The following is a 14,284-nucleotide window of genomic DNA, read 5'->3' on the forward strand; positions in this document are numbered from 1 at the left end:
TGCCGCTGCAGCGGGATCAGGGAGTGATGAAGGTGACGCCCGGCAGTGTCTTGATGCGCTGCACATCGGCCAGATAGGCGGCCGTCAGCGCCTCGACAGTCTCTTCTGTCCAGCCCGGCAGGTCGATTTCCATTTCCACGCGGTCGGGCAGGGCGAATTTATCCAGAAAGGCCGAGACGACCCGCCGCCGTTGCGCCGGGGCGGTGATCGCATGTTCTGCCAGATAGGCGCGCAACCGCGTCAGCCCTTCGCCCGCCATGATCGCGGCCAGCACATCGTCGCTATCCTCTAGCACGGTGCCGGGGGCATGGCCTGACACCGCTTGCAGCACCTCGGGCCAGATCAGGGGCGTGTCTTCGTCGCACCAGACGGTAAAGGGCACGCCGGGGTTTTGTTCCAGCACATCCTCGATCACATCAGACCAATGCAGCAGCAGCGGGTCTGCCCCTTGCATGAACTGTTCATAGGTCTTGTCGCGTTGTTTGGCGTAAAGATCGGGCAGAAAGGTGGCCGGGTTGCGGATGGCCAGATGGAACTCGGCCTCGATCTCTGGGAAAATCTGGGTAAAGGCGCGCACGCGTTCCGCCGCCGCCGGGTAAAGCCGGTCTTTCAGCACCCATTGCGGAAAGGACAGGAAGTTTTCCCAGCTCAGGATCAGCCGCTCGGCGCGGTCTTCCTCCATGATCTGTTCCAGCACCAGTGCCTGAGTGTCGCGGCTGGCAGGCTGGCCTTTCAGCGTGATGGCCGTATCGCGCAGCAAAGACCGATAGCGTGTGGGCCCCGGCACCACGATGCCCTGCTGTCCCAGAACATCCCGGTTCTTCAACAGGCAGCGCAGCAAGCGCTCTTCGTCGGTGCAATGGGCACCCAAGTGATAGACTATGCGCATCGACTGCTCTCGTTTTTTGCTTTGGCAAACTATACGGGCTTTTGGGCCAAGGAAAACGGGCTGTCGAAAGAAAACACCTGCCGCTGCCTTCGTGCCACTGCCCTTGCGCCCAACCCTTGGGTGCGGCTGTTTCTGGACAGGCGGGCGCAACCGGTGTAATCGGCAGATATGGCCGAGCAAAAGACTCAAGTTCCTGACCCGCATCTGCCGCGCATTGCCCTGCGCTGGCCCGACCGCTGGACGTTGGGGGCCGTGCTGATTGCGGTGATCGTGCTGGCGCCGATGATGTCGGTGTTCTGGCTGGCCCTGCACCCGACCGAGAACATCTGGCCGCATCTGATGGCGACGGTTCTGCCGCGCTATCTGGGCAACACGCTGGTGTTGATGGGGGGGGTTGCGGTGCTGACGGCGGCGGTGGGCACAGGCGCTGCGTGGTTGACCACGATGTATCGCTTTCCCGGCCAGGGCTGGCTGGATGTGGCGCTGCTGTTTCCGATGGCCATTCCGGCCTATGTGGGGGCCTATGCGCTGGTTGATTTCCTGCAATATGCAGGCCCCGTGCAAGGGGCGCTGCGCGAGGTGATGGGCTGGCAAACCGCGCGCGATTACTGGTTCCCCGAGGTGCGGTCGCGCAGCATGGCGGTGATCGTGCTGTCGGCGGCGCTGTATCCTTATGTCTATCTGCTGGCGCGGGCAGCCTTTCGTGAACAATCGGGCTGTTCCTATGAGGTGGCGCGCGCCTTGGGCTGTGGCCCCTTTGGCCTGTTCTGGCGGGTGGGTCTGCCGCTGGCGCGCCCCGCGATCGCGGCGGGTGTGGCGCTGGCGTTGATGGAAACCGTGGCCGATTATGGCACGGTGGCCTATTTCAACGTGCAAACGCTGACCACGGGCATCTTTTCCACCTGGCTGAATGGCAATAATGCGGGCGGCGCGGCGCAGATTGCCTGTGTGGTGCTGGTGGTGGTCTTTGGCCTTGTCGGGGTCGAAAGGCTAAGCCGTCGCAACGCGCGCTTTCACCGCCCCAGCCGGTCGTCGCGCCCGGTCGAGGCGCAGCGCCTGCCCGCGCGGGCAGGCTGGGTGGCCTTTGCGCTGTGCATGGTGCCCTTTGCGGTGGGGTTCATCCTGCCGGTTGGTGTGATGTTGTGGCATGGGCTGAAAAAGCCCTCGGCCTGGACGTCGCCTGACCTGATGGTGGCCTTTGGCAATACGCTGGTCACCGGGGGGGCTGCGGCGGTGCTGACGGTGGGGGCGGCGCTGTTTCTGGTTTACGGGTTGCGCATGGCCGGGCACCGGGCGGCGCGTGTGGTCTTGCCGCTGACGACGCTGGGCTATGCCGCACCGGGGGCGGTGCTGGCGGTGGGCATCCTGATTCCTCTGGCGCGGTTGGATCATTGGCAAGCCGATGGCATTCTGGCGCTGACCGGATGGGACCCCGGCCTTGTGTTGACCGGCACGGCAGTGGCCTTGGTGCTGGCCTATGCGGTGCGGTTCTTTGGCGTGGCGCAGGGGGCGGTGGATGCGGCTTATGGCCGGATCTCGCCCTCTCTGCCGATGGCTGCGCGGTCTTTGGGGCGGGGGCCGGGCGGGGCGTTGCGGGCGGTGCATCTGCCGTTGATGCGCGCCTCGGTGCTGACGGCCTTGCTGATTGTCTTTGTCGATTGCGTCAAGGAACTGCCCGCCACGCTGCTGCTGCGCCCGTTCAACTATAACACCCTGTCCACCCGCGTGTTCGAATTGGCCAGTCTAGAGCGGCTGAGCGAGGCCGCCCCCGCCGCACTGGTGGTGATGGCCGTGGGCCTGGCGGCGGTTGCACTTCTTGCCAGAACCAACCGCTGAACCCTTGCGCCCCGCCGCGCGCTTGGTTATTTGAAGGGCATGCCTCTATAGCTCAGCTGGTAGAGCACCTGATTTGTAATCAGGGGGTCGCGGGTTCAAGTCCTGCTGGGGGCACCAAGATTTCGTGGGTTTCCCACGCCAAGGCCCTGCTGGCATCTGTCGGCAGGGCCTTTGTCGTTTGGTTGGGCAGCGGCTGCTGTGCTGCACATCCCAAGGCGATGGCCCGCAAATCGATGTCTGCGAGGAGATCGCCGCAGCTTGGCCCAACTTACGCCCATTTCTACCCGTAATTCCGAAAGCGAAAGGGCCAAAGGTGTGTTGTGTGGCCCTTCCTGGTTCTTTTCATCTGGTAGAGCAGTGGCGTAGGAATGACAGATGCGCATCTTGGCAGTGGACGACGACCCGCTATTTCTTAGGCTCTTGCAGGGCACCTTGGCTGACGCTGGCTATGATCAGGTGGATTACTCTGCCAGCGCCGAGGCTGCGCTGGACGCTGTGCGGGCGGCAGAGGTGCCGTTTGATTGCTTCTTGCTGGATATTCGCATGCCCGGCACCGATGGCATCGAATTGTGCCGCCAACTGCGGGCTTTGCCAGCCTATACGATTGTCCCCATCCTGATGCTGACAGCCGTCATCGACGAAGACATGATCGACCGCGCCTTTCAGGCCGGGGCCACCGACTATGTGACGAAACCTCTCAAGGGTCTGGAATTGGGCGCGCGCATCCGTATGGCCGCGATGTTGGCCGAGCAGACGCGGCAGACCGTTTGCCTGCGTCAGTCAGCAGGGAAGATGCAAGCAAGGCTGGACACGCTGACCAAGATCGAGCTGTCGGCAGAGCTGGATTTGGCGGGCGGGCCGTGCTGTCTTTCGATGCCGCAACTGCATGGATTGCTGCGGCTTTTGCCCAGCGGGGGCTATAACATGTCGGTCTTTGCCTTGCGCATCGCCGAGATCGACGAGGCCCATGCCGCCCTTGGCCCGGGTGAGTTCTTTGCGTTTCTGTCAGACATCGCCAAGACGATTTCCGAACGGATCGCCCCGCGCGATCACTATATCGCCTATGCCGGGGATGGCATTTTTGGCGCCGTGGCCTTTGGGCGTGACCGCGCCACCGAACAGGCGGGGCCCGAGGCGATGAAATATGCGGGCAAGATCCCGACGCCGACGGCGGGGGCAAAGGTGGGGCCGGTGACGCTTGGGTATAACCAAAGCGCCGAGTCGCGGCTTTTGTCTGGCATTGCGGGGGCGGCGGCGTTGCGAAAGGCACTGGCAGCGGCGCGTGACCTCAAGAAGCTTGATCAAAGACGCCATGACCTTGATGCCGATCGGATGGGGGCAAGGATGGTCGTGCCTCAGCGCCCCCGTCTGCTGGGGCCGGGCCGTCCCTTTCGCCCCCAGGTGATCTGACGCAGAAGATCTGACCCTCGCGATCTGTCGCGGGCCTTTGATTGCAAAACCACAGGCCGAATGGGCCCCGCCGCACTGCGCCGGGGCCCGTCAGGCGGCGCGCAGGATCATGCCGAACAGATCACGCGGATCATCCGGGTCGGCGATCATGTCAAGCTGATCAAACAGCCCGGTTTCGGCCAGCTTTGACCGGATATAGCGCAGCGCGCTGAAATCCTCGATTGCAAAGCCCACGCTGTCAAACACCGTCACCTGACCTTGCGATCTGCGGCCCGGGGCTTGGCCCGTGATCACTTGCCACAATTCGGTGACCGGATGGTCGGCCGGCAATTGCTGAATCTCGCCCTCTATCCGCGTTTGGGGGGGGTATTCGACAAAGATGTCTGACCGCAGCAGGATGTCGCGTGCCAGTTCGGTCTTGCCGGGGCAATCGCCGCCAACCCCGTTCAGATGCACACCCGACCCCACCATATTGTCCGACAGGATGGTGGCGTTTTTCTTGTCGGCGGTCACGGTGGTGATGATGCCAGCGCCCAGAATAGCCTCTTCGGCCGATGTGCAGGGGGTAAGGGTCAGCCCACGCCCGGCCAGATTGCGGGCGCATTTTGCGGTGGCGGCAGGGTCGATGTCATAAAGCCGAACCTCGGTGATGCCACAGACCGCCTTGAAGGCCAGCGCCTGAAACTCGGCCTGTGCGCCATTGCCGATCAGCGCCATGACCGTGGTTTTGGGCGCCAGCCATTTGGCGGCCATGGCACTGGTGGCCGCCGTGCGCAGCGCCGTCAGGATCGTCATTTCAGACAGCAGCAGTGGATAGCCGGTTTCGACATCGGCCAGCAGGCCAAAGGCGGTCACCGTCTGCAACCCCCGCTTCATGTTCGCCGGATGCCCGTTCACATATTTGAAGCCATAGGTCTGGCCATCTGACGTGGGCATCAACTCGATCACCCCCACATCGGAATGGCTGGCGATGCGCGGGGTTTTGTCGAACTGGCCCCAGCGCAGGAAATCGGCCTCGATTTCCGCCGCAAGGTCCACCAAGACGCGCTCGATCCCCAGATGCAGCACCAGCTTCATCATGTGATCGACGCTGACAAACGGCACAAGGTTCAGGGTCATGTCAGGCTCCGTGTCATTTGGCGCGGGTCGGGCGGTCAAACACCTTTTTGCCCATCAGGCTGCCGACCAGATCAACCATCAGCCGCGCCGTCATGCCGCGGTCATCCAGAAAGGGGTTCAATTCAACCAGATCAAGGCTGGTCACCAACCCGGATTCGTGCAGCAATTCCATCACCAGATGCGCTTCGCGAAAGGTGGTGCCGCCCGGAACGGTGGTGCCGACGGCGGGCGCGATGCTGGGGTCAAGGAAATCGACATCAAGGCTGACATGCAGCATGCCGCCCACTTGACGCACGCGGTCCAGAAAGTCGCGCAAGGGTTTGACGACGCCATGTTCATCCAGCACCCGCATGTCATTGATGGCAATGTCATGATCCAGCAGCGCCGCATGTTCGGCCGGGTCGACCGAGCGGATGCCATAAAGGCAGATCCGGTCTGCCGGAATCGGGGCGGGGAAGGCGGGGAAGGCATCAAACCCGTCGCGCCCGGCGATATAGGCCACGGGTGTGCCGTGCAAATTGCCGCTGGTGGTGGTCATCGGCGTGTGAAAATCGGAATGCGCATCCAGCCACAGCAAAAACAAGGGCTTGCCTGCCCGATGGGCAAAGGCCGCAGCCCCCGCCACCGACCCCAAGGCCAGCGAATGATCGCCCCCCAGGATGATCGGCATCGCGCCTTCGGTCAGCGCATCTTCGACGCGGTCGGTCAGCACCTGTGTCCAGCCCAGCGTTTCTGCCAGCCCATGCACCGCCGGGTTGGGGCAGGTGACCTGATCCAGCACCGGCAGGGACAGATCGCCCCAATCGCTGACCGGGTGGCCCAGATCGGCAATGGCCTGGGCAAGGCCCGCCACGCGATAGGCCGATGGCCCCATCAAACAGCCGGGGCGGCGTTGGCCGGTGTCGATCGGGGCGCCGATCAGAATGGTGCGGGGCATGGCAAATCTCCTGTCTTGGGTCAGGGTGGGGCAAACTGTGACTGGATTGAACCCTGATTTTGTGCAATTTGAAATATAGATTGCGCAAATCGGCGGAAAGACTGTGCAAAATGGATGATACTGACCAGATGATCATGGCGGCGCTGCGGCGCGATGGCCGCGCGCCGGTATCAGAACTGGCCGATACCCTGGGCCTGTCGCGCGCCACGGTGCGCGCCCGGATAGACCGGCTGGTGGCACGGGGCGAAATCGCGGGCTTTACCGCGCTGACCCGGGCGGATGTCACCGCCGCCCCAGTGCGGGCCATCATGCTGATCGGGATCGAGGGCAAGGGTGCCGAGCGCATCATGGCGCGGCTTGCGGGCCTGCCTGCGGTGCAGGCGGTGCATTCGACCAATGGCAAATGGGATCTGATCGTTGATCTGGGCACGCAGACTTTGGCCGAGTTGGATGAGGTGATCTTTCGCATCCGCAACCTTGACGGGGTGATGACATCGGAAACCAATCTGCTGCTGTCCACCCGCCGCGCCGGGCGTCGTTAAGGCGCGCCCACACTCACGAAAGCTTTCCCGCGACCAAGGCGCACAGGGCATGGCAAGCGCAGGCATTTGCGCCTACAGTCGTCGCAAGAACGGAGGAGCCCGCATGATTGTCGAACTTGGCCACTTTGCCCTGATCCTTGCTTTGGCGGTTGCGCTGGTGCAGGTCATTCTGCCGCTATGGGGCGCGCAGACCCGCAATGCCGCGCTGATGGCGGTGGCGGAACCTGCGGCGGTGATCCAGTTCGTGCTGGTGCTGGCCAGTTTCGCGGCCCTGACCTATGCCTTTGTTGTATCAGACTTTTCCCTGCGTTTGGTGGTGCTGAACTCTCATACCTTGAAGCCTATGCTGTATAAGGTGTCGGGCGTCTGGGGGAACCACGAAGGCTCGCTCTTGCTGTGGGTGCTGATCCTTGCGCTGTTCGGGGCCTGTGCGGCCTGGTTTGGCGGCAACCTGCCGCCCACCTTGCGCGCGCGGGTGATTGCGATTCAGGGCATGATCGGCGTCGCCTTCCTGTTGTTCATGCTGCTGACCTCGAACCCGTTTCTGCGGCTGGAAGTGCCGCCCCTGAACGGCGAGGATCTGAACCCGCTGCTGCAAGACCCCGGCCTCGCCTTCCACCCGCCGTTTCTGTATCTTGGCTATGTCGGCCTGAGTATGGCGTTTTCTTTCGCCGTGGCTGCGCTGATCGAGGGCCGTGTCGATGCGGCCTGGGCCCGCTGGGTTCGGCCGTGGACACTGGCCGCGTGGATCTTTCTGACCATCGGCATCGGGCTGGGGTCGTGGTGGGCCTATTACGAATTGGGTTGGGGCGGGTTCTGGTTCTGGGATCCGGTCGAAAACGCCAGCTTCATGCCTTGGCTGCTGGCCGCAGCCTTGCTGCACAGCGCCATCGTGGTGGAAAAGCGCGAAAGCCTGAAGGCTTGGACCATTCTTCTGGCGATCATGGCCTTTGGCTTTTCGCTGATCGGCACCTTTATCGTGCGCTCGGGCGTGATCACCTCGGTTCACTCTTTTGCCAATGATCCCGAACGCGGTGTGTTCATTCTGGCGATCCTTGCGTTTTTCACCGGTGGGGCGCTGGTTCTGTTCGCCCTGCGCGCTGGTGTGCTAGAGGCAAAGGGCGTCTTTGCCATGATCAGCCGCGAAAGTGCGCTGGTGGCCAATAACCTGCTGCTGTCGGTTTCGGCTTTCGTCGTCTTCATCGGCACGATCTGGCCGCTGGTGGCCGAGTTGTTCTTTGACCGCAAACTTTCGGTGGGCGAGCCGTTTTTCAACGCCGCCTTTTCGCCCTTTGTTGTCGGGTTGGCGCTGTTGTTGCCCATCGGGTCGATGATGCCGTGGAAGCGGGGCGATCTGCGCCGCAGTCTGCGCCTGATGCTGCCCGCCTTTGTGCTGGCGGTGGCGGTCGGCTTGCTGGTCTGGGCCATGCAGACCCAGAAATCGACGCTGGGGCCGATTGGGGTGATGCTGTCGATCTGGGTCATTCTGGGGGCGGCGGTCGATCTGTGGACACGCACGGGCCGTGACGGCCTTGGGGTGCGGCTGTCGCGCCTGACGCGCTTGCCGCGTGCTGACTGGGGCAAGGCCGTGGCCCATGCCGGGCTTGGGATCACCATCTTTGCGGTCTCGGCCATGCTGTCGTGGAAAACCGAGGATATTCGCGTTGTCGATATCGGGGCCAGCTATCCCTTGGGCCGCTATGAGGTGACGCTGGCCAATGTCGAACAGGTGCAGGGGCCGAATTATTTCAGCACCATGGCCACGATGGAGGTGCGCAGCAACGGCGCGCTGGTCGCCACGCTGACGCCCGAAAAACGCACCTATCCGGTGGCCGCCATGCCAACGACCGAGGCGGCCATCGACTATGGTTTGTGGCGCGACATCTATCTGGTGATCGGGGATCAGCAGGCCAATGGCGGCTGGGCCGTGCGGTCCTATATCGAACCCTTTGCCAACTGGCTTTGGGCGGGCATTCTGATCATGGCCTTTGGCGGCGGGCTCAGCCTGTCTGACCGGCGTTATCGCGTGGCCGCAGGTGCCGCGCGCCGCGCCGCAGCCATGGCCCCGGCGGAGTAGGCAAGATGCGCGCTGTTGTTCTGGCCCTGATGCTGTCGCTGACCACTCTGGTGGCCGCCCCCGCCGCCTTTGCGGTGCAACCGGATGAGGTTTTGTCCGATCCGGTGCTTGAGGCGCGGGCCCGCGCCATCAGCCGCGATCTGCGCTGCCCCGTCTGTCAGGGCGAGTCGATTGACGATTCCAATGCCCCCATCAGCCGCGATCTGCGGCTTGTGGTGCGCGAGCGGCTGGTTGCGGGCGACACGGATACCGAAGTGGTGGATTTCATCGTGGCGCGCTATGGTGAATTCGTGCTGTTCAACCCGCGGGCCGAGGGCGCGAACCTGCTGCTGTGGCTGGCAGGCCCGGGCCTGTTGCTGATGGGGGGCGGTTTGGCCTTTGCCTATACCCGTCGCCGGTCGGTTGCGGCGGGGGCTGATGCGGGTTTGAACGCCGAAGAAGAGGCGCGTCTGAAAGAACTGCTCAAGTCGTGACGTGGCGTTTCACCTTTCCTGACCGGGGGCGGCGGGGCTAAGCTGGTGGCCAAATCACGGCGCAACGGGGGCCTGCATGCAGTATAAAACCATTTCCGTCGATCAGGCAGACGGCATCGCCACCATCGCCCTGAACCGCCCCGAGGTGATGAATGCCTTGTCCAGCCTGATGCGGGCGGAACTGCTGGACGCCATCCGCCATGCCGAAAAGACGGCGCGGGTGATCGTGCTGACAGGCACGGGCCGCGCCTTTTGTTCGGGCCAGGATCTGGGCGATGGGGCCAAGGTGGCCGAGATCGACCTGGAGCGCACGTTGCGCGACGAATACGAACCGCTGTTGCAGGCGATCATGAATTGCCCGGTGCCGACGATTGCTGCGGTCAACGGGGCGGCGGCGGGGGCTGGGGCCAATCTGGCGCTGGCCTGCGATGTGGTGATCGCCAGTGAAAGCGCCAGTTTCATCCAGGCCTTTACGCGCATCGGCCTGATGCCCGATGCGGGCGGCACCTATTGGCTGCCGCGCCAGGTGGGCTTTGCCCGCGCCATGGGGGCGATGCTGTTTGCCGACAAGATCAGCGCCCGTCAGGCCGCTGACTGGGGCATGATCTGGGAAGCGGTGCCCGAGGAGGCCTTTCAGGCCCAGGTGCAGGCCCGCGCCAGCGCCCTGGCCACAGGCCCGACCGTGGCTTACCGCGGCGTGAAACAGGCGCTGCGGCAGTCTTATGACCATGACCTGACGGCACAATTGGCACTTGAGGCGCAGTTGCAAGGGGCCTGTGGCCTGACCCGCGACTTCAAAGAGGGCGTGGTGGCCTTTGTCGAAAAGCGCCCCCCCGCATTTGAAGGGCGCTGATCCCTTTCCTTTCCGCAGTCGGCCTGACTATTCTGGGGGCCAATCGGGGCGGGATTAGGGGGCAATGCATGTGGTCCATCGGGCTTGATCGGCTGTTGCAGCGCGCCATCCGCTGGGGCAGGGTGCAGCTGACCTATCCTGACGGCGTGACGCGCGACTATGGCCCCGGCCCGGCCCCCGTGGCGCGGGTGCAGATCACCGATGGCCGCCTGATCCCGCGCCTGTTGACCAACCCGCAAATGGCCTTGGGCGAGGGCTATATGCAGGGCCAGCTTTGCTTTGCCTCGGACGAGGATCTGCGCCACTTTCTGCAAATCGCGGCCCGCAATGCCGCCGCTGGCAGCCTGCCCCTGCCGATGCGTATGGCCCATCAGCTGCGGCGGCGGGCCAAGGCGCTGATGCAGTGGAACCACCACCGCGCATCACGCGCGCGGGTGGCCCATCACTACGATATTCCCGATGCGTTCTATGCGCTTTTTATGGATGCAGACCTGCAATATACCTGCGCCTATTTCGCTGATCCGGGCGCCACGCTGGAACAGGCCCAGGCCGCCAAGATGGATCTGATCGCGCGCAAGCTGTGCCTGCGTCCGGGACTGCGTGTGCTGGATATCGGCTGCGGTTGGGGCGGGCTTGCCCTGCGGTTGGCGGCGCGGCATGGGGTGCATGTGACCGGGATCACCCTGTCGCAGGTGCAGCTTGATGCAGCCCTCGCCCGTGCGGCCGATCTGGGCCTGTCCGACCGCGTGACCTTTCGGCTGCAAGATTACCGCGATGTCCCCGATTGCTTTGACCGTGTGGTCAGCGTTGGCATGATGGAACATGTCGGCGTGCCGCAGTATGCCCGCTATTTCGCCAGGATCCACAGCCTGTTGGCCGAAGATGGGGTGGGGCTGATCCATTTCATCGGCCGGTCCACCCCGCCGGGGGTGCTGTCGCCGTGGTTTCAGAAATACATCTTCCCCGGCGGCTATTCACCCGCCTTTTCCGAAGTGATCCCCCGTCTGGAACGCGCGGGTCTTGTGATGACGGATCTGGAGGTCTGGCGCGGCCATTACGACGCCACGCTGCGGCAATGGCAGGACCGGTTTCGCCAGAACGAAGATCAGGTGCTGGCCCTGTTCGATGACAGGTTCGTGCGGATGTGGTGGTGGTATCTGATCGCGGCCGAGGTGTCGTTCACCCATATGGGCCATGTGCTGTTTCAGATGCAGATCGCGCGCCGCGCCGATGCCGTGCCCGCGACGCGCGATTATCTTTGGGCAGGCAATGCTGGCCCTAGCGACAGGGCTGCAACAACCTGATCCCGGCTTGGGTCACCACCACCAGCACATCACTTGCCGCGGCCCCTTCGGCCACCAGCAAAGGCGCCCGCACGGCCATGACGCGGCCCGCCGGATCGGCCATGCCCTCTTCGCTGACGATTGCATCCGCCAAAAGCACATTCAGCCCCTGCACGACCTGCGGATTGGTCAGCGACAACAGCCCCGCCTCGCCACCCGGGAAATAGCTGTCGCGGTCATAGCTGACTTCGGCATAGGTGCCACATTGTTCGGGCCGCCCAAAGTCCGAGAACGCCTCGGCCCCGGCAAGGCCGGGGCAAAGCGCTGCGACAAGACACAAGGCGCGCCGCATCAGGCGCCCCGCGCCAGCGCGGCAACCCCGGTCCGGGCGATCTCGCGCAGACCCAAGGGGCGCATCAGATCGGCAAACGCGTCGATCTTTTCCGGCGTGCCGGTCATTTCAAAGACAAAGCTTTCCAGCGTGCTGTCCACCACATTGGCGCGGAAAATCTCGGCCAGACGCAGCGCCTCGATGCGCGCATCGCCCTTGCCCGCCACCTTGACCAGCGCCAGTTCGCGCTGCACTGACGGGCCTTCGGCTGTCAGGTCATGCACGGCGTAAACCGGCACCATCCGGCTCAGTTGTGCCTCGATCTGGTCGATCACCGCGGGGGTGCCACGGGTCACGATGGTGATGCGGCTTTTGTGGCCGGTATGGTCCACCTCGGCGACAGTCAGGCTGTCGATGTTATAGCCGCGGCCCGAGAACAGCCCGATCACGCGCGCCAGCACGCCCGGCTCATTCTCGACGATCACCGCAAGGGTGTGGCTTTCCTCAATCTGCGCATGGCTGTCACGCAAGTCATAGGCCGAATGGCTGGTCGAGCCTTTTTTGATATTGAGCGGCGACATCGCCTCTCCCTTCATCTGTTCATAAATATCCTGCAGGGGGTCCGGGGGACGCAAAGTCCCCCGGCGGTTCGGCAAGGCGCGTCAGACCAGAACGGCACCGCCGGCCTGAATCACGCCCTGGGTATCGGCTTCACCCAGCAGCATTTCGTTGTGCGGCTTGCCGCTGGGGATCATGGGGAAGCAATTTTCGTGCTTTTCCACCAGACAGTCAAAGATCACCGGACCGTCATATTTGATCATCTCCATGATCGCATCGTCCAGATCCTTGGGATCGCTGCATTTGATACCCTTGCAGCCAAAAGCTTCGGCCAGTTTCACGAAATCGGGCAGGCTTTCCGACCAGCTGTGCGAATAGCGCTCTCCGTGCAGCAGTTCCTGCCACTGGCGCACCATGCCAAGGCGTTCATTGTTCAGGATGAACTGTTTGACCGGGGCGCGGAACTGCATCGCCGTGCCCATTTCCTGCATGTTCATCAGCCAGCTTGCCTCGCCCGCGACGTTGATCACCAGGGCCTCGGGATGGGCGACCTGCACACCGACACTGGCGGGCAGGCCATAGCCCATGGTGCCAAGGCCGCCGCTGGTCATCCAGCGGTTGGGGTCTTCAAAGCCCAGGAATTGCGCCGCCCACATCTGGTGCTGGCCCACTTCGGTGGTGATATAGCGGTCCATGCCCTTGGTCAGGGCCTCAAGCCGTTGCAGGGCATATTGCGGCTTGATGGTCTTTTCGCTGTTCTTGTAGGCAAGGCAGTTCACCGCCCGCCAGTCATTGATCTGCGCCCACCATTTCGTCAGGCCCTCTTTGTTGACCTTGCGGCCACGGGCTTTCCAGATGCGCAGCAGGTCTTCCAGCACATAGCCGACATCGCCCAGGATCGGCACATCGACGCGGATCACCTTGTTGATCGACGACGGGTCGATGTCGATATGGGCCTTTTTCGACTTCGGGCTGAAATCCTTGATCCGCCCGGTGATCCGGTCATCAAAGCGGGCGCCGATGTTGATCATCAGATCGCAGCCGTGCATGGCAAGGTTGGCCTCATACAGGCCATGCATCCCCAGCATGCCCAGCCAGTTCTTGCCGCTGGCCGGATAGGCGCCCAGACCCATCAGGGTCGAGGTGACGGGAAAGCCCGTGGCCTCGGCCAGTTCGCGCAAAAGCTGGCTGGCGGCGGGGCCCGAGTTGATGACGCCACCACCGGTGTAAAGGATCGGGCGTTCGGCGGTTTCCAGCATCTCGACCAGCTTGGTGATCTGGTCGATATCGCCCTTCATCTTGGGCTGGTAATGGCTGATCTTGATCTTTTCCTTGGGGGTGTATTCGGCATTGGCGAATTGCACATCCTTGGGGATGTCGATCAGCACCGGGCCGGGGCGGCCTGCCGTGGCCACCTGAAACGCCTTGTGAATCGTGGCCGACAGGTCGGCGGTATCTTTCACCAGCCAGTTCATCTTGGTGCAGGGGCGGGTGATGCCCACGGTATCGGCCTCTTGGAACCCGTCGGTGCCGATCATGAAGGTCGGCACCTGACCGGTCAGCACGACCAGCGGAATGCTGTCCATCAGCGCATCGACAAGGCCGGTCACCGCATTGGTCGCACCGGGCCCCGAGGTGACCAGCACCACGCCGGGCTTGCCGGTTGACCGGGCATAGCCTTCGGCCATGTGCACCGCCCCTTGTTCGTGACGCACCAGAATGTGGCGAATGTCGTTCTGCTGGAAGATCTCGTCATAGATTGGCAGCACGGCGCCACCCGGATAGCCGAAGACAACTTCGACCCCCTGATCCTTCAGCGCCTGCACCACCATCTTTGCGCCTGTCATCTGACGTGTCATCGTCTGTCTCTCCGCATCAATCGCCCAATGGCGTAATAAAAAGCCCCCGGGGAGGGTTTCCCGAGGGCGCATGGTTCCAGATCTGGATGTCGTTACCGACCCATGCGCCTGACCCCT

At 63.1% G+C, this 14,284-nt stretch carries 14 protein-coding genes and 1 tRNA gene; 9 read left to right on the forward strand and 6 right to left on the reverse strand.

Going from position 1 to position 14,284, the window contains the following annotated elements:
* Positions 1-16 precede the first annotated feature (16 nt).
* Positions 17-889, reverse strand: coding sequence for a hypothetical protein (locus V3C85_RS05155; protein WP_331794016.1), 873 nt, complete (start codon positions 887-889; stop codon positions 17-19).
* Positions 890-910: 21 nt separating this feature from the next.
* Here V3C85_RS05155 and V3C85_RS05160 point away from each other — a divergent pair, with 21 nt between their 5' ends.
* From V3C85_RS05160 to V3C85_RS05175, 4 genes are all read left to right on the forward strand, one after another.
* Entirely contained in the window at positions 911-1,048 is a 138-nt protein-coding gene (locus tag V3C85_RS05160; RefSeq protein WP_331794017.1) for a hypothetical protein, read from the forward strand.
* 9 nt (positions 1,049-1,057) lie between these two features.
* The gene (locus V3C85_RS05165) at positions 1,058-2,725 is read left to right on the forward strand and encodes an ABC transporter permease (protein ID WP_331794018.1); all 1,668 of its coding nucleotides are present in this window, start codon (positions 1,058-1,060) and stop codon (positions 2,723-2,725) included.
* 41 nt (positions 2,726-2,766) lie between these two features.
* Positions 2,767-2,842 (forward strand) — tRNA-Thr (locus V3C85_RS05170).
* 258 nt (positions 2,843-3,100) lie between these two features.
* Positions 3,101-4,135 (forward strand): response regulator, encoded by a 1,035-nt coding sequence (locus tag V3C85_RS05175; RefSeq protein WP_331794019.1) that lies wholly within the window; start codon positions 3,101-3,103, stop codon positions 4,133-4,135.
* Between the two features lie 90 nt (positions 4,136-4,225).
* Here V3C85_RS05175 and V3C85_RS05180 read toward each other — a convergent pair whose 3' ends face one another.
* A complete protein-coding gene (locus tag V3C85_RS05180; protein ID WP_331794020.1) occupies positions 4,226-5,254 on the reverse strand; it encodes an ornithine cyclodeaminase in 1,029 nt (342 codons plus the stop codon).
* Positions 5,255-5,267: 13 nt separating this feature from the next.
* The gene (gene rocF / locus V3C85_RS05185) at positions 5,268-6,191 is read right to left on the reverse strand and encodes an arginase (RefSeq protein ID WP_331794021.1); all 924 of its coding nucleotides are present in this window, start codon (positions 6,189-6,191) and stop codon (positions 5,268-5,270) included.
* A gap of 110 nt (positions 6,192-6,301) precedes the next feature.
* On the opposite strand from rocF, the gene V3C85_RS05190 reads away from it, so the two are divergent.
* From V3C85_RS05190 to V3C85_RS05210, 5 genes are all read left to right on the forward strand, one after another.
* Positions 6,302-6,733: an Lrp/AsnC family transcriptional regulator gene (locus tag V3C85_RS05190; RefSeq protein ID WP_331794022.1), complete on the forward strand. Its 432-nt coding sequence runs from the start codon at positions 6,302-6,304 to the stop codon at positions 6,731-6,733.
* Positions 6,734-6,836: 103 nt separating this feature from the next.
* Positions 6,837-8,810, forward strand: a complete 1,974-nt coding sequence (locus V3C85_RS05195) for a heme lyase CcmF/NrfE family subunit (protein WP_331794023.1) — start codon at positions 6,837-6,839, stop codon at positions 8,808-8,810.
* 5 nt (positions 8,811-8,815) lie between these two features.
* Positions 8,816-9,283, forward strand: coding sequence for a cytochrome c-type biogenesis protein (locus tag V3C85_RS05200; protein ID WP_331794024.1), 468 nt, complete (start codon positions 8,816-8,818; stop codon positions 9,281-9,283).
* Between the two features lie 76 nt (positions 9,284-9,359).
* Positions 9,360-10,136, forward strand: a complete 777-nt coding sequence (locus V3C85_RS05205) for an enoyl-CoA hydratase-related protein (protein ID WP_331794025.1) — start codon at positions 9,360-9,362, stop codon at positions 10,134-10,136.
* A gap of 68 nt (positions 10,137-10,204) precedes the next feature.
* Complete coding sequence (locus tag V3C85_RS05210; protein ID WP_331794026.1) at positions 10,205-11,440, forward strand: cyclopropane-fatty-acyl-phospholipid synthase family protein; 1,236 nt, start codon at positions 10,205-10,207, stop codon at positions 11,438-11,440.
* On the opposite strand, the gene V3C85_RS05215 is transcribed toward V3C85_RS05210, so the two are convergent.
* From V3C85_RS05215 to V3C85_RS05225, 3 genes are all read right to left on the reverse strand, one after another.
* Entirely contained in the window at positions 11,415-11,771 is a 357-nt protein-coding gene (locus V3C85_RS05215) for a hypothetical protein (RefSeq protein ID WP_331794027.1), read from the reverse strand. The genes V3C85_RS05210 and V3C85_RS05215 overlap by 26 nt on opposite strands.
* Positions 11,771-12,331 carry an acetolactate synthase small subunit gene (gene ilvN, locus V3C85_RS05220; protein WP_331794028.1) on the reverse strand — a complete coding sequence of 187 codons (561 nt, stop codon included), beginning with the start codon at positions 12,329-12,331 and terminating at the stop codon, positions 11,771-11,773. Before ilvN ends, V3C85_RS05215 begins: the two co-directional genes overlap by 1 nt.
* 81 nt (positions 12,332-12,412) lie before the next feature.
* Positions 12,413-14,167 (reverse strand): acetolactate synthase 3 large subunit, encoded by a 1,755-nt coding sequence (locus tag V3C85_RS05225; protein WP_331794029.1) that lies wholly within the window; start codon positions 14,165-14,167, stop codon positions 12,413-12,415.
* Positions 14,168-14,284 lie beyond the last annotated feature (117 nt).

It is taken from the genome of Pseudotabrizicola sp. L79 (assembly GCF_036553525.1).
GTDB lineage: Bacteria > Pseudomonadota > Alphaproteobacteria > Rhodobacterales > Rhodobacteraceae > Pseudotabrizicola.